Annotated in this window: 24 protein-coding genes; 9 read left to right on the top strand and 15 right to left on the bottom strand. The window is 64.9% G+C overall.

The annotated features are described in order from the left end of the window. The first annotated feature begins 15 nt into the window (after positions 1 to 15). Together DWB23_RS21165 and DWB23_RS21160 are read left to right on the top strand one after the other, a co-directional pair. Positions 16 to 534, top strand: a complete 519-nt coding sequence (locus DWB23_RS21165; protein WP_238717530.1) for a hypothetical protein — start codon at positions 16 to 18, stop codon at positions 532 to 534. A gap of 129 nt (positions 535 to 663) precedes the next feature. Beyond that, a complete protein-coding gene (locus DWB23_RS21160) occupies positions 664 to 858 on the top strand; it encodes a hypothetical protein (protein ID WP_121744753.1) in 195 nt (64 codons plus the stop codon). 136 nt (positions 859 to 994) lie between these two features. On the opposite strand, the gene DWB23_RS21155 is transcribed toward DWB23_RS21160, so the two are convergent. Then, positions 995 to 1,963 carry a cytochrome c oxidase subunit 3 gene (locus tag DWB23_RS21155; RefSeq protein ID WP_121744752.1) on the bottom strand — a complete coding sequence of 323 codons (969 nt, stop codon included), beginning with the start codon at positions 1,961 to 1,963 and terminating at the stop codon, positions 995 to 997. A 143-nt stretch (positions 1,964 to 2,106) separates the two neighbouring features. Then, on the bottom strand, positions 2,107 to 3,498 hold the full coding sequence (locus tag DWB23_RS21150) for an NAD(P)/FAD-dependent oxidoreductase (protein WP_121744751.1): 1,392 nt from the start codon (positions 3,496 to 3,498) through the stop codon (positions 2,107 to 2,109). A gap of 170 nt (positions 3,499 to 3,668) precedes the next feature. On the opposite strand from DWB23_RS21150, the gene DWB23_RS21145 reads away from it, so the two are divergent. Next, complete coding sequence (locus tag DWB23_RS21145) at positions 3,669 to 4,676, top strand: D-2-hydroxyacid dehydrogenase (RefSeq protein ID WP_121744792.1); 1,008 nt, start codon at positions 3,669 to 3,671, stop codon at positions 4,674 to 4,676. 164 nt (positions 4,677 to 4,840) lie between these two features. Continuing rightward, on the top strand, positions 4,841 to 5,275 hold the full coding sequence (locus DWB23_RS21140; RefSeq protein WP_121744750.1) for a universal stress protein: 435 nt from the start codon (positions 4,841 to 4,843) through the stop codon (positions 5,273 to 5,275). Positions 5,276 to 5,335: 60 nt separating this feature from the next. On the opposite strand, the gene DWB23_RS21135 is transcribed toward DWB23_RS21140, so the two are convergent. The 6 genes from DWB23_RS21135 to DWB23_RS21110 form a co-directional block, all read right to left on the bottom strand. Then, positions 5,336 to 5,725 carry a DUF7344 domain-containing protein gene (locus DWB23_RS21135; protein ID WP_121744749.1) on the bottom strand — a complete coding sequence of 130 codons (390 nt, stop codon included), beginning with the start codon at positions 5,723 to 5,725 and terminating at the stop codon, positions 5,336 to 5,338. A gap of 164 nt (positions 5,726 to 5,889) precedes the next feature. Then, entirely contained in the window at positions 5,890 to 6,924 is a 1,035-nt protein-coding gene (gene asd, locus DWB23_RS21130) for an aspartate-semialdehyde dehydrogenase (protein WP_121744748.1), read from the bottom strand. Between the two features lie 147 nt (positions 6,925 to 7,071). Then, positions 7,072 to 7,266: a 30S ribosomal protein S17e gene (locus DWB23_RS21125; RefSeq protein WP_121744747.1), complete on the bottom strand. Its 195-nt coding sequence runs from the start codon at positions 7,264 to 7,266 to the stop codon at positions 7,072 to 7,074. A gap of 201 nt (positions 7,267 to 7,467) precedes the next feature. Beyond that, on the bottom strand, positions 7,468 to 8,697 hold the full coding sequence (locus DWB23_RS21120; protein WP_121744791.1) for a cation:proton antiporter: 1,230 nt from the start codon (positions 8,695 to 8,697) through the stop codon (positions 7,468 to 7,470). 271 nt (positions 8,698 to 8,968) lie between these two features. Continuing rightward, positions 8,969 to 9,589, bottom strand: coding sequence for a DUF447 domain-containing protein (locus tag DWB23_RS21115; protein WP_121744746.1), 621 nt, complete (start codon positions 9,587 to 9,589; stop codon positions 8,969 to 8,971). Continuing rightward, a complete protein-coding gene (locus tag DWB23_RS21110) occupies positions 9,586 to 10,437 on the bottom strand; it encodes a triphosphoribosyl-dephospho-CoA synthase (RefSeq protein ID WP_121744745.1) in 852 nt (283 codons plus the stop codon). The genes DWB23_RS21115 and DWB23_RS21110 overlap by 4 nt, the downstream gene beginning before the upstream one ends. Positions 10,438 to 10,669: 232 nt before the next feature. Here DWB23_RS21110 and DWB23_RS21105 point away from each other — a divergent pair, with 232 nt between their 5' ends. After that, a complete protein-coding gene (locus tag DWB23_RS21105) occupies positions 10,670 to 10,876 on the top strand; it encodes a hypothetical protein (protein WP_121744744.1) in 207 nt (68 codons plus the stop codon). A 40-nt stretch (positions 10,877 to 10,916) separates the two neighbouring features. On the opposite strand, the gene DWB23_RS21100 is transcribed toward DWB23_RS21105, so the two are convergent. The 6 genes from DWB23_RS21100 to DWB23_RS21075 form a co-directional block, all read right to left on the bottom strand. Further along, positions 10,917 to 11,135: a hypothetical protein gene (locus DWB23_RS21100; RefSeq protein ID WP_121744743.1), complete on the bottom strand. Its 219-nt coding sequence runs from the start codon at positions 11,133 to 11,135 to the stop codon at positions 10,917 to 10,919. Positions 11,136 to 11,207: 72 nt separating this feature from the next. After that, the gene (locus DWB23_RS21095) at positions 11,208 to 11,960 is read right to left on the bottom strand and encodes a tRNA-dihydrouridine synthase (protein WP_121744742.1); all 753 of its coding nucleotides are present in this window, start codon (positions 11,958 to 11,960) and stop codon (positions 11,208 to 11,210) included. A 3-nt stretch (positions 11,961 to 11,963) separates the two neighbouring features. After that, entirely contained in the window at positions 11,964 to 12,956 is a 993-nt protein-coding gene (cofD, locus tag DWB23_RS21090; RefSeq protein ID WP_121744741.1) for a 2-phospho-L-lactate transferase, read from the bottom strand. A 110-nt stretch (positions 12,957 to 13,066) separates the two neighbouring features. Continuing rightward, a complete protein-coding gene (locus DWB23_RS21085; protein ID WP_121744740.1) occupies positions 13,067 to 14,584 on the bottom strand; it encodes an MATE family efflux transporter in 1,518 nt (505 codons plus the stop codon). Then, positions 14,581 to 15,192 (bottom strand): TetR/AcrR family transcriptional regulator, encoded by a 612-nt coding sequence (locus tag DWB23_RS21080; protein ID WP_238717529.1) that lies wholly within the window; start codon positions 15,190 to 15,192, stop codon positions 14,581 to 14,583. Before DWB23_RS21080 ends, DWB23_RS21085 begins: the two co-directional genes overlap by 4 nt. A gap of 324 nt (positions 15,193 to 15,516) precedes the next feature. After that, positions 15,517 to 15,837 carry a hypothetical protein gene (locus tag DWB23_RS21075; RefSeq protein WP_121744739.1) on the bottom strand — a complete coding sequence of 107 codons (321 nt, stop codon included), beginning with the start codon at positions 15,835 to 15,837 and terminating at the stop codon, positions 15,517 to 15,519. Between the two features lie 211 nt (positions 15,838 to 16,048). On the opposite strand from DWB23_RS21075, the gene DWB23_RS21070 reads away from it, so the two are divergent. The 4 genes from DWB23_RS21070 (at position 16,049) to DWB23_RS21055 (ending at position 20,003) form a co-directional block, all read left to right on the top strand. Continuing rightward, positions 16,049 to 16,858 (top strand): helix-turn-helix transcriptional regulator, encoded by an 810-nt coding sequence (locus DWB23_RS21070; RefSeq protein ID WP_121744738.1) that lies wholly within the window; start codon positions 16,049 to 16,051, stop codon positions 16,856 to 16,858. Positions 16,859 to 17,173: 315 nt separating this feature from the next. Next, positions 17,174 to 17,719 carry an OsmC family protein gene (locus DWB23_RS21065; protein ID WP_121744737.1) on the top strand — a complete coding sequence of 182 codons (546 nt, stop codon included), beginning with the start codon at positions 17,174 to 17,176 and terminating at the stop codon, positions 17,717 to 17,719. A gap of 6 nt (positions 17,720 to 17,725) precedes the next feature. Then, positions 17,726 to 18,511 carry a methyltransferase domain-containing protein gene (locus DWB23_RS21060; RefSeq protein WP_121744736.1) on the top strand — a complete coding sequence of 262 codons (786 nt, stop codon included), beginning with the start codon at positions 17,726 to 17,728 and terminating at the stop codon, positions 18,509 to 18,511. A gap of 226 nt (positions 18,512 to 18,737) precedes the next feature. After that, positions 18,738 to 20,003 (top strand): sulfite oxidase, encoded by a 1,266-nt coding sequence (locus DWB23_RS21055; protein ID WP_121744735.1) that lies wholly within the window; start codon positions 18,738 to 18,740, stop codon positions 20,001 to 20,003. A gap of 136 nt (positions 20,004 to 20,139) precedes the next feature. Here DWB23_RS21055 and DWB23_RS21050 read toward each other — a convergent pair whose 3' ends face one another. Next, positions 20,140 to 21,693 carry a hypothetical protein gene (locus DWB23_RS21050; RefSeq protein ID WP_121744734.1) on the bottom strand — a complete coding sequence of 518 codons (1,554 nt, stop codon included), beginning with the start codon at positions 21,691 to 21,693 and terminating at the stop codon, positions 20,140 to 20,142. Positions 21,694 to 21,808: the final 115 nt, after the last annotated feature.

The following is a 21,808-nucleotide window of genomic DNA, read 5'->3' as shown; positions in this document are numbered from 1 at the left end:
TGGTCGGACGTAAAGATGGTACTACCAATGCAACAGGACACCTCAGGATCGACATCGCGACGAACGTTCATCAAGTACGGACTGGCCACGACGGGGGTTCTCGTCGGTCCCTCGAGTGCAGGCGCAGCGTCCGGTGACGCCCGGGGTAACGCCGACTCGAGTCGGCCACTCGAGCAGGGACTGATGCGATCCTATCAGCACATACCGAACAGTCAGATCACGGTCGATGACGCCATAACCTGGCAGCCGACGGGACTCGAGGGGCCGTATCAAACGTACGTGATCTCCTACGACCACGCCCCATCGTATCAGGCGCTTCTGTTCGCGGACGACGGTCGCGATGGAGCGACGCCCGGACCCGAAGGAAACGGCAACGGGGGACCCGAGACGGAGGCCCGGACGGGCGCGCTCCGGTCCGGAGACACGATTTCGCTCGGCTCCGTTTGGGGGTCGCCGTCCGAGACGAATCACAGGTACGTCACCGTCGGACTCGAGGACGGGAGAGGTGGCGACGGGTCGCCACCCGAGGAGTAAGCGCTCTCTCGAGACGATCCGTAACGGATGCCCTCGGCGGACGTACGCGGTCGTGGGTTCGTGTAATCGAGCACGAACGGCCACCGGGGTTTTTCCCGACTCGCTGTGGTACCAATTCATCCCTGTGAGGTGAATGTAGTGGTCGAAAACGGCGAGAGACGGCGCGCCGCGGCGAAGTGCGAGCGCTGCGGAGCGATCGGTATCGTTCAGATCTGGCCCGACGGGACGCACAAACCCCTCGGCCAGACGGCGTTCTGTGACTGTGGCGACCCGACGTTGCGCGTTCTCGAGACGGACCTCGAGGCTGGGGACGACCGTCCTTGAGACGGGCGAGCGTACCGGTGTACAGGAGTTCGAGCGACCGGCGCGGTCGAAACTTCCGTCCGCCCGGAGTACAGTTGTCGGGGGCGATCAGCGCTCGCTGCGGTCGCCGTCCGTCGGAGTGCGCGCTCCCGGCGGCTCAGACGCTGGCACCGACGTAGAGGACGGTCACGAGGAACACCCAGACGATGTCGACGAAGTGCCAGTACAACGAGACGGTCGCGATGGAGGTGTCCTGGTCTGGGCCGTAGTACCCTCGCAGCGCCCGCCAGAAGAGGACGGCGATGCCGCCGATGCCCAACGCGACGTGGATCCCGTGGAGGCCGGTTAGCCCGAAGAAGGCGCTCCCGAAGATACCTTCGGAAAGGGAAAAGCCCTCGTGGACGATGAACTCGTAGTACTCGTAGGCCTGTCCGCCGAGGAAGACGATCCCGAGGGCGAGCGTCGTCCCGAGCAGTGCTAAAAACCGACGCCGGTTCCCGTCGTACAGGGCCTCGTGGGCGTAGTGGAACGTCACGCTGCTCGAGATCAGGATCAGCGTGTTGACTACCACGAGCGAGGTCAAAAGCGGCGGTAACTCCGCCGGCGGCCAGCTACCGATTCGGACGAAGAAGTAGTAGATGATCAGTGCGCCGAACGTCGAGACGTCGGTCGCGAGGAAGAGCAGCGTCGTCGAGACGTACGAATCACGCGACTTCGTCGGCCCGACTCCGTTTCGGGCGGGCGCGAGAAACGCTTCGTCGACCCAGCCGGCGACGCCGGCCAGCAGGCCCATCGTCCCGACGACGGCGAGGAAAACCCCGAGCAGCGGCGGTACGACGCCGGCTGTAATCCCGAGCAGGGCGATCGCGAGTCCGCTGTAGAGGCCGCCGGCACCGAGTGCGGCGACGAGGGGCCAGCGGCTGCGGTGTTCGTGTCCGTCGTCGCCGTGTTCGGAGTGGTCTCCCGGCCCGCCGTAGTTTTCCGGCGTGCTGGGACCGACGGGGCCGGCGTGTCCGTCCGGTGGATCGCCGCGTGAGGCCTCGTGGCCGGACCCATCGGTCCGGATCACCGGTGTCTCAACTGGCCCGTCGTCCGAATCGCTCGAGTCGCTGAACCGGGCGCTCATACTCCCGGTTCCACGTCGAGTCGGAAAAAAGATCGCCGTTTACGGTCTCGTATCGAGTTCGTACGCTGACAATCGGGTACGAACGCTCGTGAGCGGAAGGCGTTTCCTCTCGACTCGAGACATTCCGAGGGAGAACGCGGAATTCAGTAGAGATACTCGTCTTCGCGCAGCTGGACGTAGCCGCCGTTACGGTAGTCGAACTTCCGTTTCTTGTAGGCGAGTAAGATCTTCGTTGCGCCGAGGCCGGCGGAGTATCCCCTGCCGGTCATCACGTTTCCGGTGCCGCTGCTCTGCATGTCGTTGATGACGTCGAAGGCCCAGTCCCAGTCGTCGGGCTGGTAGTCCTTGACGATATCGGCAAAGGCGACGTTTCGAAGGATTTCGTCGCCGATGGCGCGTTTCCAGATGTCGTTGTAGTTCTCGAGCGAGTCCGTCCCGGCCAGTCGACCCGCGATTTTCCCCGTGCGAACGGCGACGTGGTAGCCGCCCTCGTGGAAGGCCGACGTCGTCCCCATCGCGCCGCCGGCGACGGCGATGTTCGCACCGACGGGCGACTCGATCGGTCGCGTCGACGAGATCGGATAGGTTTCGGTCCCCTTCGACTTTCCGCGGTCCTCGACGATCGGGATGTCCTCCTCGACGTCGTACTCGTCGCCGTACTCCTGCTCGAGCAGCCGGGTGATGTACTCCGACCCCGACGGCAGTTGGTCGTCGTCGGGGTGGAGCAACCGGTAGGAGCCGGGGTTTTCGACATCCTCGAGTTCCATACCGATGGGCATCGTCAGGCCGACGCGGGCGACCGTCCCGTCGTTGGGGAACACCCACGGGTAGGCGGTCTCGCCGGGCATGTAGCCCCACCAGAATTTGAGGGTGTCCTCGAACTCCTCGAATAGCTCTTCGGGGAACTCTCGATACTCCTGGTAGGCGATGTGGTTGGCCGTCGGCGGCGAGAGGTAGTCGGAGACGCTGCGGCCGGGTGCCGTAAACTGGTCGAGCGCGTCGAGGGTGATTCGACGCTGCGGACCGTCGGCGAGGACGACGTACTGTGCCTCGAGCTGGTCGCCGTTCGAGAGGGTCAACGTGTGAGTCGGCCCCTTCGAACTCGAGGCCCGGAGATCCGTCTCGAGGTCTTTGACGCCGGTCCCGACGCGGAGATCAGCGCCGGCGTCGTCCGCGCGTTCGTGGAGCCAGTCGTCCATTCGTGCGCGGTGGAAGGTGTAGCCGAACTTGGGATAGCTGGCTTCGATTCCGGTCGTCGTCAGTCTGACGGCGCTGTTGGGACCGATGAATTCGGTCGCCTCGAGTTCCCGGTGGATGACCTCGTCGGGAATCTCCCGATAGTCGAAGTCCATGATGTCGATCCAGTAGTCAAGCATGCCGGCGGCGTCGGTCGAATCCGGACCGATTCCGTCGCGGTCTTCCCGCGGGACGCCCTGTTCGAAGAGGACCGTCTCGGCACCGTGGACGGCGGCCCGTTCGGCTGCGGACGTACCTGCGGGGCCCCCACCGACGATGGCGACGTCAACGCGTTCCATACACCAGTGAAACTCAGTCGGCCGTCTTAAACTGCGTGAAATTCCTGTCAGGGATGAATGCCACGCGAGACGGTATACTCCCGCGGCGGCGGCCCGCGTCTCGACGCGTACGTCCCGAGTCGACTGCTGGGAGACGAACGCTTTTGATCACACCGCTCGAGGAACCGGACATGACCGACTTTGGGAGCGATGTCGAAGGCGATGCCACCGCGATCACGGACACGGCTGACGTACTCGTCCTCCGAACGGGGACCCACGGGATCCCGGTCGAACAGTACGTCGCCGCCGTCCGCGAGCGGCTTCCGAACCGGACGGTCGAACTCGCCCGAACGCCCGCCGAGGAGCGCGAGAAGATCGAAGACGCCCGATTCGTTACCGGAATGACGCTCGGTGACGACCTCCTCGAGGCCGCCGAGAACCTCGAAGTCTTCGCGTGTGCGTACGCGGGGACTGGCCACCTTCCCCTCGAGCGACTCGAGGAACGCGGCGTCACGGTGACGAACGCGTCCGGAGTCCACGGCCCCAACATCGGCGAGCACGTGCTGGGGGCGATCCTCCGATTCGCGCGCCGGTTTCACGTCGGGGCGCGCCACCAGCGCCGCCGGGAGTGGCGTCACTATCAGACCCACGAACTGCAGGGATCGACGGTAACGATCGTCGGGCTCGGAGCGATCGGACGGGCGGTCTGCGAGCGCCTCGAGCCCTTCGGCGTCGAGACGATCGGCGCGCGTTATACGCCCGAAAAGGGCGGACCGACGGACGAGGTGATCGGTTTCGAGGGGGACGCCTTCGACGCGGCGCTGGCGAAAACGGACTATCTCGTCCTCGCGTGTCCGCTCACCGAAACCACTCGAGGGCTGCTCGACCGCGAGGCGTTTGTGACGCTCGACCCCGACGCCGTCCTCGTCAATATCGCGCGCGGGCCGGTCGTCGACACCGACGCGCTCGTCGAGGCGCTACGTTCGAACTGGATCCGTGGCGCGTCGCTGGACGTCACCGACCCCGAACCGCTCCCCGAAGAGCACCCGCTATGGACCCTCGAGAACGTCCAGATCACGCCGCACAACGCGGGCTACACTCCCGAGTACTACGAGCGACTCGCAGATATCGTCGCGGAGAACGCCCGTCGGTTCGCCCACGATCCAGCCGCTGAACTCGAGAATCAGGTACTCCCCTGATAATCGTACTCGCGAGCCACCTGCAGCGTAACTACGATCCGTCTCGCGATCGCTCACCGTTGACTGTACTTTTTTCATGCGGTAGGTCGAACGTCGGGTATGGAACTGGAACGCGTCTGCACCGGTAGTTCGACGAGCGATCACGAGCGGTCGGAGGACTCGCGGTGACGCTCACGTTCGAGGGGACGATCCTCGTCCCAGCGGCGGATCCGGACGACGGCGAGCGGACGGCCGAAGCGCTCGCTCCCTATCTCGCGTCGACGAGTTCGGTCGTGATCGTCAACGTGATCGAAAAGGCCGGCGGCGCGCCAGACAAGGCCTCGATGGACCAACGCGAGGAGTATGCCGAGGAGATATTCGAGCGGACGCGTCGGCCACTCGAGTCCACGAACGCGGCGATCGAGACGGACGTGCTCTACGGCACCGACATCGTCGAACGGATTTTCGCCGAAGCGGAGGCGCGCGACGTCGACGCCGTCGTCTTCACTCCCCGAAAGAGCAACCGGTTTGCGGAACTACTCACCGGGAACGTGGCGCGGCGACTGGTCAAAGAGGCGTCCGTCCCGGTCGTTGCCCTGCCACAGGCCGGGTCGTCGTAGCGCATTACGCCTGTGGTCTTCATCGAGTTTCGAGATCGATGTCTCGGCGACGCTGCCGGACTACCGGGCGTCGTCGATCGCCGCGACTCGCTCGAGGAACTCCGCGCTCCGTTCGCCCAGCGAAACGGTGTTCGTCTCGTGATCGAACGCGACGGCGTCGGCGTCCGCCAACTTCGGGACGTGACCGTGGCGAAGCGAAATCCGGATGCGACGGCGCGCCCCGAGGAGCGCGTCACCGTAACCGGAGAGCGCGCTTCGGTCTTCCGTCCGGCCCTCGAGCACGAGGTGGTCCGCGAGATCCGATAGCGAGACGGGGCCCTCGCGGGCGTCCAGGTAGCGGAGCACGGCCCGGCGTCGCGAGTCGGCGAGGACGTCGCGCGAATCCGACTCGGTGTTAGAGCCGGCGGAGACGGCCGTCAACGATTCCGGATCGGAGATGACTGGAATCATACCCGTCGTTGGGACCGTCCGTACTAGTGTGCGCCGCCAAATCACACAGGGACGAATCGGTGACCGGTAAGGAAGGAAGAACGAACCGTCCGTATCATCACTACGGCAACTCGTCGGCTGATCCGTTTCAACCCGAACCGAAGCAACGGGGATTCGAGATCGATCTAGAGGTAGCCGTTCTCGAGCAGCAGTTCGCCGTTCAGGACGCTCGCGCCGGCGGCACCGCGGATGGTGTTGTGGGCGAGGCAGTTGTACTGCAGCCCGAACGCCGATTCGCGCAGGCCGCCCGCGGCGATGGCCATCCCGTCACCGAGGGTGCGGTCCATCCGCGGCTGCGGGCGGTCGGGCTCTTCGAAGACGTGGATGAGTGGATCCGGCGAGGAGCGCAGGTCCAGCGACGGGTATGATTCCATGGCTTCGGCGGCGTCCGCGGCGGTGAGATCGTCTTCGGTCTCGACCCAGACGTTCTCGAGGTGGCCGTCGATCGTCGGGATGCGGTTACAGGAGGCCGCGACGTCCATCTCGTTGTGGCTCAGTTCGGCACCGTCGAACTCGCCGAGCAGCTTTCGCGACTCGGTCTCGAGTTTGTCCTCCTCGCTGCCGATGTAGGGGATGGCGTTGTCGATGATCTCCATCGAGGAGACGCCGTCGTAGCCGGCGCCGGAGACGGCCTGCAAGGTCGCGACGTGAACCTTCTCGAGGCCGAACTCAGCGAGCGCGGCGAGCGTAGGGACGAAGGTGATCGTCGAGCAGTTGGGGTTTTTGACCAGCGCGCCGTCCCAGCCGCGCTCGTCGCGCTGGACCTCGAGTAGGTCGAGGTGGTCGGCGTTGACCTCCGGGATGACGAGCGGAACGTCGTCGTCCATCCGGCCGTTCGAGGAGTTCGAGGAGACGATGTAGCCCTCTTCGCAGAACGGGGCCTCGACCGCCGCGCCGACGCTCGAGGGGAGCGACGAGAACAGCAGGTCGACGTCGTTTGGGACCTCGCCGGGTTCGGTCGCGGTGACGGTCGTGTCCGCGACGGCCTCGGGGATCGGGCTGTCGACGCGCCACTTTGCGGCCTGCCGGTACGTCTTACCGGCGCTCGATTCGCTTGCGGTCAGTGCGGCGATCTCGAACTCCGGGTGGGGATCGAGAAGTTGAATCAGTCGCTGTCCGACGGCACCGGTCGCGCCGAGGACGCCTACTCGTACTGCCATTTTCCGGGACTCGGAGTTGTGTCCGCAAAACCGTTTGGGTTTTCGCCGACCGCGGCTCTCGCGACCGGCCTCCTCGCGCCGCCACGGCGGCCCCCTGAGTATCGAGTCCCGCGGCTCAGGGCCGTCGAACTCGAGGAGAAAGCCAGCTTATGCGGCCGCCTGGGCGCTGCTCTTCTTTCGGGTGACGTAGCCCGCGATGCGGTTGCGGACGCCCTTGGACTCGACGTCGGTGAGCTTGGTGACGCTGTCTTTGTTCTGTTCGAAATCGGTGGTGAACGCGTCCGGGTACCGCTCCAGGAGGAGCTTTCCGGTCTTCTTGACGTAGGCCGGTTTGATTGCCATAGAGGGGATTCTTTCTAGAGACTCTTATAACGCACCATTTCTCCCGGTGGGCGATAGCGAGAACGGGTACGGTGCGTCCACGGGTGTGCGAACGGGTTTCGAACCACGCACCTGACGACACGCGCTCGGCGACCCGTTACCAGCAGGCTGAACAGCTCCGGCCGTCCTTCGAGACGGCGGCGAACTGGTCGGATCCGGGCGTCACTCCTCCGACCGAATCACCCCGAGGACGGTGGCGATCTGTCTCGCGAGACCCGCCTCGAGGACGACGGTCACGAGAATAACGAGAAAGACCGACCCGAGCACGATATCCGCACCCGCGGGATTCGTCGGCGGCGCGGCCGTCCGGAGCCGGATGGCGAACAGGGTCGCGACCGACGCCGGGACGATCCCCCGAGGACCGACGAAACTGATGAACAGTCGTTCCCGGACCGTAAACCGCCCGCCGACTGTCGAGACGAAGACGAGCAGCGGACGGAGGACGAACATTAAGACGACGACGAGCGCCACGCCGGCGGTGCCGAGCGCGAAGAGTTCCGAGAACTCGAGCAACGCGGCGAGCGTGATAAAGACGAACGAGAGGACGAGTACGGTCACGTCCTGTTTGAACTGCAGGATATGTTCGCGGTGGGGAAGCTCGAGGTTTCCGAGCGTGAACCCCGCAGTGGCCGCGGCCGCGATACCGGCTTCCGAGAACAGCGAATCCGCGATGGCGAACGCGACGACGGCCCCGGCCAGCGCCAGCAACCGCGCCGTCCGTATCGATTCCTGGGTCGGGAGTTCGACCCGCGTTAGGAGGAGCCAGACCACGCCCGCGATCGCGAGTCCGATGAGAATCCCCGCCCCGAGACGCTCGGCGAACAGGACGACGTAGCCGTCCGGCGAGAGCGCCCGGGACGTCATCGCTTTGAAAATGACGATCGCGAGGATCGCGGCGGTGACGTCGTTGACGATCCCCTCCACCTCGAGCGTCGTCGCGACGTCCTCGCGGACGCGAACCACCGCGAGAATCGGCGTGATAACCGTCGGGCCGGTCGCGACGAGTAACGCGCCGACGAGAAGTGCGATATCCCAGCCCGTCTCGAGCAGGAGCCGAACGGTTAGCGCCGTCCCGAAAAACGCGATCGCCGCGCCGACCGTGACCAACCGTCCGACCGCCCGCGGTGCGTGTCGGAGAATCCCGAGTTCGAGCCGAAACGAGCCCTCGAAGACGATGATGGCGACGCTCACCCCGACGATGGTCGAGAGCGCTTCGCCGAAGGTGTCTGCCGTGACGAGGCCGAGTCCCTCGGGCCCGATAGCGACGCCCGCGAGGATGAGAAAGAGAACGCTCGGGACGCGGTACTTCGTCGCCAGAAACTGAGCGGCGACGCCGAGTCCGACGATGGCTGCGACGAGCACGATGAGGTCGGGATCGACGTGGGTGGACACGGGTTCACCGACCTCCAACGCGCCGGCTCTCGGGTCGACACTCGCCGAAAGAACTCGCGAGCGACCGGCTTTCGCCGGTTTTCACGATCGACATACGCTGATTCCCCACGTCCAGTGACAAAACCTTCGCGTCGCCTCAGGATCGTGAATTATCGATCGCTATCGACAAATCGATCCCGTGAGATCGCACCCACCGAAGCGGCCCTGTTGGCGATATCGCCGACCACCGGACAGGACAAAGACCACCGCAGTTCATCACGCCGACTACAGTTCACCACGCCGAGTGCTCGCGGACGCGCTCGAGCGCCTCGCGTTCGCGCGGCCCTCCGGCCCGGTCGACCACCGACGCGTAGTGCTCGAGTCGCTCGCGAAGCCGGGTTTCGTCGTATCCCGACACCTCGAGTCGCGAGGCGGCGACGGTGGCTTCGACGACGGCCCCGAACCCGCGGTCGATCGTCGGCACCGTCTCGGTCTCGACGTCGGCGTCGATCGGTCGGAGCGCCCACCGCTCCCACTCGGTCCGCTCGTCGGTGCCCGAACCGATCCGCTCGACGGCGACGCGTGCCCACGCGTTCGCGGACTCGAGGATCGGCTCCTCGCGCTCGACGATCGAGAGCGCGGCGTCGGCGAAGACGACGGGGTCGTCGACGAACTGGACGTACCCCTCCCCCCGTCGGTGGAAATTCCGCCGGGTTCGGGTGTTGCCCCACGTGCGAGCGGTGACGGGTGTGTCGGCGTCGCCGGCGAAGAGCCCGAGGGCGGCGACGTTCCAGCGGTCGTTGGGACCGAGCGTCGCAACGACGGATTCGGTCACGCCCGACAGGGTGACGGGCCACTCGGCGGCCGGATCGGCATCGGGACCGTCGGTCGACCGAGATCGGTCGTCGGTCATACGGTAATCGCCCCGCGCTCGAGGGCGATGAACAGCCCGGCTGCGGTGATATCCGCCGTCGTCCCCGGGTTGACGCCGCGGGAAACGAGGTCGTCGGCGAAGGACTCGACGGCTTCCCGGTCGGTCTCCAATGCGTCCCGCTCGAGCAGGTCGGCCGCGCGCCCGGTCACCTCTCGCGCGACGGCCTCGCCGCTGCGGGTCGCGACGAGCGTGTCGGGTCGATCGGCGAGCAGCGTGAGGAAGACGGCCGCGGCGCGCTCCGTCAGCGGGCCATCGGCGTCGGCGAGCCGTTCGGCAGCCGTAAAGGAGCGCTCGAACCCGCTCACCCACTCGCGGGCCACGTCGTCGCCAGGGACGCTCCGGCTCATCACGTCGAGCAGCGTCAGTCCGCGTTCCTCGAGCGCCGGCACCGCGTCGCTTCCCCGGCGGACGTCGAGGGGTTCCATCTCCGCGGGCGGCTCACCGACGAAAACGTCGACGTGATCGAACGCCCGGTAAAATCCGGCCGCGTCGGCGACAGTGGTCTCCTCGCAGACCGACTCGACGATCGGCTGTGACAGGTCCTCGCGGGCCGCACGGACCAGCGGGACGAGCAACAGGATGGCACCGAATTGAGTATTGCCGCCGCCCTGGGCGGCCATCCCCTCGACGCTCCGCTCGAACGCGGGGCCGACCGCGCCGCCGTTGGCTGCCAGCTCGAGTCCCTCCTGGGCCCCCACCGCGCCCGCGAGGAAGTGTTCGAATCGCAAGTCCTCCAGGTCCCGGTGGCGGTCGACGTTTCCCGGTTTGGGGGTCCCCGCGACCTCGAGCAGGAGTGCCAGTTCCGCGTTCTGCGCCGGCGTTCGCATGACTTCCGCTACGAGTCGGGAGACTTTAGGGCTGTGTTTCCGTTCGTCCGTGAGGCGTCGGCTCGTTCCGTGTTCTCTCGAGACGGAGTTGTTGGTGAGAGTATGGAAATCATCACGTGATCGCACGGCTTCAGTATTCGAACCCGGTCGTGAAGCCCGAATTCAGTGCAGGAGTAACACATACTGAGTAGTATAAATTCGCGAAAATTAAATTAGTATTGATTAGTTCGACATGAAGCAAACAGAGGAGGATCTGAGCTCTGATCTGATTATCGTCGTTGGATTCGTGTTCTCTGCTGTTGTCCTGTTCTACGGGTTAATAAGCGGGAAAATACTTCTCTCTCTTATTGTGGTCCTGTTACTGATGGTGGCCAGAGCACTGTATAAAATACTCGCAGCTATCTCGCGTATCGAGACAACATTCTCCAGCGAGCAGTAAGTGCCCGCAGTTATCGAGCGGTTCCGGCGGGAGCTATCGATCACCGATAGATGTTCTGGTACGCCTCGCGATACTCTCGGAGGGCGATCCGTGCGCGGCGTCTCGAGGAAAAGCCGAACCCGACCGACGGACAGTCGTCGACCGGACACGCCCAGTAAAACGTCTCCGAGTGGGGATCGCTGTCGACCGGTACGTCCGCGTCACACCGGGGACACTGCCACCCCCAGCGCATATCGCCCGCGTACTCGCGACGGCCCATTGGTTCTAGCTCGAGATTGGACGCACCACTGATACGGGATCGGCTGCACGAGTCGCCGCTTTATACGCGATCTCAGTTCGAGGGCTTCGGCTCGAGGCCGAACTGCCGATCCACGGCGTCGCGAACGCGCGCTAAGACGACCGGGTTGTCGCTGGGTCGCCCGACGCTGACCGCGTCGGCACCGTAGTCGACGTACTCGCGGACGGTCGCCTCCTCGCGGACGCCGTTGTTGGCGATGACGAACAGCTCCGTCGCGTCGACGACGTCGCGAACGATCGATTCGGTGTCCATCGCGTCGATGTGGACGAACGCTGCGCCAGCGGCCTCGAGCTCTCGGGCGAGCGCCGGCAGTTCGACGCCGGGAACCTCCGCGCGGACCTTCACGCCGACGGTAACGCCGGTCGCGGCCGCCCGGTCGACGTACGCACGGAGCCGGTCGGAATCTCGCAGGAGCGTCTCGCCGCAACCGACCGCACACAGTTCGTCCTGTCGGCAGTGGGCGTTGAGTTCGAGCAGTGCGCCTCGATCCCGACAGACTCGCGCGGCGTCGGGGATCGGATCGGAGGTCGCGCTACGGACGTTGAAGGCGGGTCGGATCGGCGTCGCCTCGAGCGCGGCGAGTTCCCGATCGATGAACGCGATGGGATCGTCGGGGAGAAACTCGGTTCGATCGCGCTCGCGGAGGTCCCGTGCGGCCGCTCGAGCGTCGTCGTCGATGGCGATGCCGCCGAGAAACGCCGCGCCCGCGTAGTCGGCACCGGCGCTGGCCCACTCGGCGTCCGCTTCGCCGCTGAGGCTCGCGAGTGCGAGAGGTGGTGTGAACACGGGTTACTCCACGCGGTCGATCGCGTCCGTGATCGCACGGGTAACCCGTGCGGCATCCTCGGGCGAGTCGATCCTGATGTCCGTCTGCACCGTCGGGCGGTCGAACGCGGCGTCGTCGGCGTCGTCGATCACGAACGCGTCGGCGAAGGGGTAGGCCGTCGCGAGCCCCTCGGTGCTCGGTTCCGCGTTGACCGCCGCCATGAGATCGCCCGCGGGTCCCGAAAAGGCGTCGTCGCCGAGGAACGGCGAGACCGCGACGACCGTCGACTGGCTGAGCGTGTCGGCGACACCCGGTAACGTCAGCATCGGTCCAATACTGGTCACCGGATTCGAGGGGCCGATAACGACCGTGTCTTCGAGCGCGTCGATCACGCCCGGCGCGGGTTCGGCGTTCGAGGACCCGCGGAACTCGACGGTTTCGACGGCCGGTTCGCCGCGGCGGGCGACCCAGTACTCCTGGAAGTGCATCATGCCCTCGTCGGTGTGGACGAGGCTGGCGACGGGATCGTCGCTCATCGGCAACAGATCGATCGTCAACCCGAACCCGTCGGCGAGTCGCCGGATCGCCTCGCTCAGCGTGTGGCCCTGATCCAGCAGGCTCGTTCGCGTGATGTGAACGGCTCGATCGCGGTCGCCGATCGTCATGAACTCGGCGACTCCCGAGAAGCGCCGCCAGTTCGCGATGTCCCGTCCCGCGGTCTGTTGCTCCTTGGGAAGGTACTGCGGGCCGTCGGGGAGCCCCGCGGCCGACGCGATGTCCGATAGCGCCGCGTTGGTCCGGTGCGTATCGCCGTCGATTCCCCACCACGTCTCGCGATCGAGTACCCCACCGCCCTGAAAAAGCAGCGTGTCGACGTCCGGCGAGACGAACAGTCCGCCGAGTTCGACGTCGTCGCCGGTGTTGGCGATAACGGTGGTTTCCTCCGGTGAGAACGCGGCGGCAGCACCGTCCAACAGCTTCGGCGTTCCGGTGCCCCCGGAGAGGAAGGTTACCATGTCCAACACTCTCGAGCGTGGGACTTAATCACTTGCGGCTGGATCCGGGCGTGTGCGTCACAGTGCTGTAAGAGGGCGAACGGACGTCGGAGTCGGATTCGCCGACCGGGTCAGTCGTCACCGACGTTCTCGCTGCAGGCGTTCTCGCCGGCGATGTTCGTCCCGCCGACGGGCGCATCCGTGGTGACGACGGAGTCGTCGAGCCAGTCGACCCACGTGAACCAGACGTAGGCGATACCGCCGCCGATGACGGTCGAGACGGCGAAGGCGAGCCAGACGCCGCTCGAGCCGAGGTAATACGCGCCGAGCCACGCGAGCGGGAAGCGGATGATGCCGAGCGTGAGCACGGAGATCACGGCCGCGATCATCGTCTTTCCGGCCCCGCGGAAGCCGCCGCTGTAGGCGCGCATCACGCCCATGAAGCCGAACGTCAGCGCGGTGTACCGGAGGAACGTCGCCCCCTCTTCGACCACCGCGGAATCGGTGGTGAAAATGGAGACGATCGGCGCGGCGGCGAGGAAGACGAGCACGCCGAGGCCGCTGAGCGTGACGAGCAACACCTTCGCCCCGAAGTGGTTCGTCCGCTCCGCGCGGTCGTAGTTTTCGGCACCGATGTTCTGACCCGTCATCGTCTCGACGCCCTGCGAGAACGCGATCGCGGGGAGGAAGATGACCGAGAACACGCGGGTCCCGATCCCGAACGCGGCGACGACCGTCTCGGGAAAGACGGCGATGATGACCAACAGCAGGTTGATCGAGAGCGCCCGCGCGGTGCCCTCGACGGACGCCGGGGTGCCGATATCGACGAGCCGTCGCGCGTAACTGAGGTCGGGTTTCATCTGGTCGAGGCGGATCCGAACGCCGTGGGTGCCACGGAACATGATGGCGAGGCCGACGGCGAACGCCAGCGCTCGAGAGAAGACGGTGGCGATCGCGGCGCCCTCGATTCCCGACCCGGCGTAGCCGGTGAGCGCGAACAGTTCGGTCTCGAGGCCGCCCATCCCCAGGTAGCCGAAGAGCGGGTTGTTTTCGAACCCGAAGATGAGGAACGGGTCGAGGACGATGTTGAGGACGACCGACCCGAACATCACGAGCATCGGCGTGACCGTGTCGCCGTAGCCGCGCATGAGCGCCAGGAAGATGAAGAAGCCGAAGACGGCGACCAGGCCGACGGAGTAGACCTCCATGTACGCGGTGACGAGCGGTGCGACATCGGCGGAGGCACCCAGCAATCCGAGGACGTCGTCGATGAAGACGTAGCCGACCGCGCCGAGGACCACCGAGGCGATGACCGCGTACGAGATCGTCTGCGAGGCGGCGTACTCAGCTTCTTCGGTCTCTCCGGCACCCGTGTACTGGGCGACGAGGACGCTCCCGGCGACCGACACCCCGAGCGCGAGCGCGATGAGGAAAAACACCATCGGGAACGCGAAGCTGATCGCCGCGAGCGACGTGGTGCTGTGTTTGCCGAGCCAGAACGTGTCCGCGAGGTTGTAGGTAACCTGCAGGAGGTTCGTGATGATGAGCGGAATCGAGAGGTAGATCAACGGCTTCGCGATGCCTCCCGTGGTCAGGTCGAGCTCGTCCGGCGACTTGAAGATCGCGTTCAAGTGCTCGCGAACGGTCACTCGAAGGTGCCCTCCGATCGATCGGTGTCGTCCGTAAGCAGTTGGCGACAGACGTACGTCTCGAGCATCGCGTACGTCCGTTCCGGCGGGTGATCGACGGCGACGTGACGCATCTGCGCGCCGTTCAACACCGTGACGATGAACTCGGCCGTCTCGTCCGGATCGATCTCGTCGCGGAAGATGCCGTCCGCCTGCCCGGCCTCGAGGAGCGATCGGATCCGACCGTGGAGCATCCGATCGAACTCCGTGAGCTCTTCGCGAAACCGGTCGTCGTACGGCCCCTGGGCCTTGATCTCGAGCAGCGCCGTCCGGAACTCCTCGATCGAATCGTCCGCCCCCGGCGAGAGATACTGTTCGACGAGTGAGAGCAACTGGGCGGCGGGCGTCTCGCCCTCGAGCGTTTCGATCCGGTCGGCAAAGGAGTCCGTAAGGTGGTCGAGCAACGCGTAGAGGAGGTCCTGTTTGCTCTCGTAGTGGTAGTGCAGCGTGGCTTTACTCTTCGACGATTCGTCCGCGATATCTTGCATGCGAAGCGACGCGTAGCCGTGCTTGCACAGCGCGGCGTAGGTCGCCTCCATGAGTTCGTCCGTGGTTTCGGTTGTGGTCATTGTGGGTTCGAGTCGCGAGGCTATCTGTAGTAACAACTGAAACGATTTACACACCCATCACATCCCCGCGATTTTCGCTCACTCCGTTCGCTCCGAACCGCGCTGCCGTCGTGCGATGGGGTGTGCATTGACTTTCAGTGGCTACTATAGCCGATCAGTCTTGTTCTAACTGACTGGCCAGTCAGGGAAGTATCTTCCGCTTACCGACCTCGAGACCGCACTCGTGTTACGATGCTCACCGGCAGCGCGTCCCGCAAAACCGCCCCCGCACGTTTGTGACTATTCCGACAACGACCGGTAGCGAAACCGCACAGTACAGATCGTCTACCGGTTGGCCGCGACGCTGCTCAGTGATCGAACGCCTCCGACGAGACTGCCGATTCCGACGACGACGAGAACGCCTCTGGTCAGGGGACTCCAGTCGGCAGGAAGTCCGGCAACGACGAGCGAAACGATTCCGAGTCCCGCCATCACGTATCCGAACGCCTTCGGGCGTGAAACGACGATAAGAAGACCAAAACCGCCGGTCAACGGATAGAGGCTGACGACGCTAACGCCCTCGAGAAGGTATCCGGCGATGGCGAGCCCAAATGCCGTCGCTGCGAGAGCGATCCACGGGTATTGACAACGATCTACTGTTTTCATACGCACACTCCATATCAAACTCCTAATTATCTTTTGCTCCGGTCGCGCGCAGATGCGTTCGAACCACCCTCGGGCGAGAGGAGCCGCTCGAGGCGACCAGTTCGAGTACGTGTCCCCTCTTCGCCTCGTCATCGTGACCCGAACGTTCCGACTAGTTACGGAGACCACCGCGTAGAGGTAGAATTATGCTACTACTATGAGTAGGTCTACCATGATGCCGATGACCACGGAGTCGCCACTCGACGATGTCGAGTTCCTCGCGCGATCCGAACATCGCGTCGCGGTGCTCGAGGCCCTGGCCGAGAGTCCACGGAGCCGGGCCGACCTTCAGGACCTGACCGAGGCGTCGCGATCGACGATCGGACGCGTGCTGGGCGCGTTCGAAGAACGGCGGTGGATCACAAAGGACGAATACGAGTACGAGGTGACGCCGCTCGGTGCATTCGTTGCGTCCGGAATGCGAGAACTGATCGAGCGAATCGAAACTGAGCGCAAACTCCGCGACGTGTGGCAGTGGCTTCCGAGCGAGGCGAGCGGGTTCAGTATCGAGATGGGATCCGAGGCGGTCGTAACGGATGCCGAAGCTGACGACCCGTACCGCCCGGTGAACCGATTCCTGTCCCTGCTTCGGGAGACGGATCGGTTTCGATTCGTCGGGTTCGACGTCGCCTTGCTCGAGCCGTGTAAGAACGAGCTTCGTCGGCGAATCCTCAACGGAATGCACACGGAGATCATCGACCCGCCGAACGTCGCCAAGTATATCCTCTCGACGTATCCGGATCACTGTTCTCCGCCCCTCGAGAGCGACAATCTGACGGTCTGGTTGCACGACGACTTGCCGTCCTACGGTGTCAGTCTTTTCGACGAGCGAATCGGGATCAGTTGCTACAACCCCGCCAACGGGACGGTGCAGGTGTTGATCGATACTGATACGGCCGAGGCACGCGAGTGGGCGGAATGGACGTACGAGACGTACCGACAAGAAGCGCGCCCGCTCGCGCTCGAAACGCCGGTTGAGTGAGCGTGGGCCGCGAACGCGAACTCCGGTCTCGCCGATAGCCGAATCGTTACCCGTTAGCGTCCGTCGCCGGCGATCATCTCGAGGTAGCTTCCTCGAGACTGTTCACAGAGTCGTTCGTTGCAGCAGGCGGGTTTCGGTCACCGTCTGCACCGAGGGCGCTGTTCGCACAGAACCCACTAGATGCCTACATATCTTCCCGCCTCGTGATCACGTACCGAGGAGAGCCACCGACGCGATGTCCGGTCAGTACTCGCACTGTTCGGGCGGTCGCTCTCCAACGGCGGTTACAAGAGAGGGATCAGAATCATGTCTGCTATGAACGGCGTAGACGTCGTACAGCTCGGCCAGGCGGTCGACACAATTACGGACGAACCGGCGGTCGGTCAATTCACGTTTCGTGCGGAAACGAAGTGGACCGACGCCTTACAGTGTGTGACCTCGATCGATGACTTCGATCAGGGAGGCGAACGGATACACACCAGGGAGTTCGCGATCGAGGGGGACGAACCGGAACAAATTCTCGGGGAGCGGACGGCACCGAACGCGGTGGAGCTCCTGCTCGCTGCCCTCGGGTCGTGTCTGAGCGTCGGGTACGCGGCGAACGCCGCGGCCATGGATATCGAACTCGAGGAACTCCGATTCGAACTGGAGGGCGACATCGACCTTCGGGGATTCCTCGGTATCTCCAAGGACGTCCGTGCCGGCTACAATTCCGTGACCTGTACTGTACACATCGACGCGGATGCGTCGCCGGAAGCGCTAGCCGAACTCCGGGACCGAGTCGAAACCACGTCGCCGGTGATGGACACGATCACGAACGCGGTTCGGCTCGAAACCGACGTGGTCCAGGCGTCGGGGTGAGACTGCATGTCGAAATCGCTCGACACCGAGAAACTCGAGCGGGAAGTCAAAGCGGTCTACCGGGACGTCGCAACGACTCCGGACGGCGCGTTCCACTTCGAGATGGGACGCGTCCTGGCAGACCGTCTCGGCTATCCGCCGGCGGATCTCGACCGGATTCCCGAGGAGGCCCTCGAGTCCTTCGCGGGGGTCGGCTACCACTTCGACCTCGCTCGCCTACAACCGGGCGACGACGTGCTCGACCTGGGCAGCGGTTCGGGGACGGACGCGTTCGTCGCGGCGCTGCACGTCGGCGAAACGGGGAGCGTGACGGGCCTGGACATGACGGACGAGCAACTGGAGAAGGCGCGTGAATTACGCGATGCGGCGGGGATGGAACGCGTCTCCTTCGAGAACGGATACATCGAGGACCTCCCGTTCGAGGACGCGTCGTTCGACGTCGTGATATCCAACGGCGTCGTCAACCTCTCCGCCGAGAAGGACCGCGTCTTCGAGGAGGTGAGTCGCGTCCTCGAACCGGACGGTCGGTTGGCGATCTCCGATATCATCAGCGAGCGGCGACTGTCCGAGAGCGTCAAAACCGACGCGGACCTCTGGGCGGCGTGTATCGGCGGTGCCGAGCAGGTCGACGACTACACGACGCTGATCGAGATGCCCGGGTTCGACGTGATCGAGGTCCGCGAGAACTCGCAGTACGAGTTCACCTCGGAGCAAGCACAAGGGGCGTGCCAGAAGTACGGCGTGAAGAGCGTCTCGCTGGAGGCGCACAAACACGAACGAAAGAAACCGTGAGTGCCGCAATCGAATCGAACTGATCGAGGGAGTACTGCGTGAGCGGTGCTGAAAGCGAGCGCGGTCGCGGCGAACGGGCCATTTTTCGATCCCGGCGACGTCAACACCGCGAACGGCGGTGGCGAAGCGGACGCATACGCGACGTTGCTTGACATTCCCGACGGAGAGTCGGTAGCGGAGTATCCAGCGGTGAAAGCTATTTCGTTCTCCCTGTGGACCGTTTTCTATGGTCACCGAACGCCCGCGAGAGAGTCGCCGCGAAGAAATCGACGCGATACTGAGGGCGAAGACGGGCGGCGTGACTGAGACTCGAGACGAGGCCGACAAGTACACCGTCGTCGGCGCTGCCCGGCGACGCACCTTCGCGAACTGGCTGACGCCCGTCGAGGAACACTTCGTCTGTCACCGGAACGACATCCCCGATATCGACGCCGACGCGTGGACCGTGTCTCTCACCGGACACGTCGAGGGAGCGCTCTCGATGGCGGACATCACGGACGCGTATCCGACGGTGGCAGTCGCACACACGATGGAGTGTGCGGGTAACGGCCGCGGCCAGCACCGACCCGAGACGGGCAGCGTTCAGTGGGGATTCGAAGCCGCCGCCAACGCCTTCTGGACCGGCGCGCCGGTCGGTTCGATCCTCCGCGATCACGGCGTGGAATCGGCCGCGGGACGGTGGCTAACGGCTATCGGCGGGGATCCATCGGATGACGATGATCTCTTCGCGCGGTCGATTCCACTCGCGAAGGCGCTCGACGACTGTCTCCTGGCCTACGAGATGAACGGCGAACAGCTTCCCCGGGAGCACGGCTATCCGGTCCGACTGATCGTTCCCGGGTGGTACGGCGTCAACAACGTCAAGTGGGTCGAAGAACTCCGCGTCATGGACACGATGGTCGTCGACGGGGCGCTCGAGCGCGCGGGCGAGCACGCCTTCTGGCAGCAGGACGCCTATCGAATTCACCCCGAGGGAGCCGCGGCCGAGATGAACGAAACCGTCGAAACGGTCGACACGTGGGAGCAACTCGAGGGTGCCGTCGAACACCCGTACACGTTCGACGCGAACGTGATGTCGGTGATCGGTACGCCGTCGGGGGAATCGCCCGTTCCGTTAGAAACGACTGACGCGGTCGATATCCGCGGCGTCGCGTGGGCCGGTGACGACGCGGTCGACCGCGTCGAGATTTCGACCGACGGTGGCGAGACCTGGAACGCCGCGGAGCTGTTCGGCCCGGCGTACGCCGGGTCGTGGCGCCTGTTCCGCTACGAGTGGGTCGCCGAACCGGGCGAGTACGTGCTGTTGTCGCGTGCGACGGACGAACTGGGTCGTCGACAGCCGTCGAGAATTTCCGGCCCGGACGCCTGGCGCGACGCGCTTGACGACGACGAGTTCCCCTGGAACGAGGGCGGGTACGCTGCAAACGCGTACGAACCGAACGGCGTGACGGTCGAACTCGTTCGTTCGGATGAAAATCGTTCGTCCGAATAGTCGAGCGACGGAGAAACAGTCCGTCTGCCTGTCGAGAACGGGTGCTTCGACCGGCATCGTTCGCTGAACAGGCGGATTCCATCGTCCGATCGACTCCCGGTCCGCGAACGGTTGGCGGGTACCGGTAGACGACCGCCTAGTCGCCGATCCAGTCCGCGAAACTCCCCTCGAGCAGCGTCTCCGTCTGTCGTCGCACGTACCCGCGTTGCATCGCCGTGATCGCCGCCTCGAGGGGGGCCCCGTCCTCGAGTTCCGCGCTCACCTGCTCGCGTTTCCAGCGGGCGGGGGTCATAGCCTGTCGAACGCGACGCCGGAGCGGGTAGAGGTACTTCGCGGCCTCCTCCTCGGTCAGCCCGCGGTTCGTGAGGCCGTCCTCGGCGTGGGCGAGCAGGTCCTCGTAGAGTTCGAGGCACTCCGTCGTCTCCTTGCCGTCGTTGGTGATCCAGGTCAGGTCGGCTTCGAGGCCGTCGCGCATCGCCGCGTAGAAGTTCTCTCGAGCGATCTCCCAGTCGAGTTCGATGACGGGGTGTTCGAGGCGAGTGAGGCTCTCGAGGATGCCCGCGAAGGCGGCGAGGAAGGCGACCGAGTCGCGGACGGTCGGCTGGGCTGGGATGGGGCGGAACTCGATGCGGGCGTTGGCGGCCGAGCGTGTCGGACCGCCGAAAACCGGGCGAACCCACCGCCAGTAGGTGCCGTGTTTGCGCCGGAAGTGGGGGAAGCCGTCGTCGAAGCGCTCTCCCTCGTCCACCGGCATCGGCACGATGGTGTCGTCGGCGGCGACGCGGTCGACCGCTTCCCCGACGCTCTCGAGGTCGTGGGGGAAGCGGACCTTGCCTTCGCCGGTGGCGGGGTCGTTTAGTACGGTTTCGAAGACGCTGATTCGGTGTTCCATCCAGGCGTCCGCGAGAATCTCGTCCGCCGTCGCCTCGTCGTCGTAGAGGTCCGGCGGGAAGAACGGGGAGTTGACGCCGAGCGCGAGGAGGGGGCCGGCGGCGCGCAGCGCGTAGTTGAAGTACAGCGGGAGGTCGGGGGCGTGCGCCACCTGATAGTGGGGCTGGATCGACGTGATCAGGCTCTCGGGCATGACGGTGTCGGCCTGCAGGGAGACGTGGGGCGCGTCGACGCGCATGCCGGCGGATTCGGCCTGATCCGTGTTGGCCATCGCGTGATAGCGGGCCGAGCCGCTCATGTTGGTGGCGACGCGGATCGATCGTTCGTCGCCGTTCGGGGTCGTCGCGATTCGCTCGACGCTGTCGGTGAGGTACGTCGTCGCGTCCTCGCCCTCCGGCGGAATCGTCCAGAGCGCGTCGCTGACCAGTCGCATGCGCTCGGACTGTGTGACGTCGAGTGCCGTCCGGAGGCGAGCCTTGATCTCCGACTCCTGGGCGGCCAGTCCGTGGGCGTTCAGCGGCTGGGGGCTCGTCGTCATCTCCGCGTTGTGCAAACCGAGTTCCTTCTCGAACCCGATGAGTTCGAGGAGTCGTCGCGGCACTCGCCGCAGCGCGCAGTCGTCGTCTTTGACCGCGTAGAACTCGTACTCGAAGCCGACGATCGCCTGCGGGTTGTCGAAGACGCCGTCGTCGATGGCGTCTTTGATCACCTCGGCGTCGGCTTCGGCTTGCTCGCGAAACCCATCAGCGTCGACCGCCAACACGTCGGCGACCCGCGTCGCGAGTTCCTCCTCTGGCATACCTCCGAGTGCGGTCCCGATCGTCTTTAAAGCCGTCCCTCTGGACGGACGGTGAGACGCGCTCTCATCCGTGGGCCGCGCGTCTCAGAACCGTTTTACTTCCGCCGCCGATACA

The organism is Natronorubrum halophilum (assembly GCF_003670115.1).
GTDB classification, from domain to species: Archaea; Halobacteriota; Halobacteria; order Halobacteriales; family Natrialbaceae; genus Natronorubrum; species Natronorubrum halophilum.
Note: the sequence above shows the minus strand (reverse complement) of the source record. Positions and strands in the feature narration are given on the sequence as shown.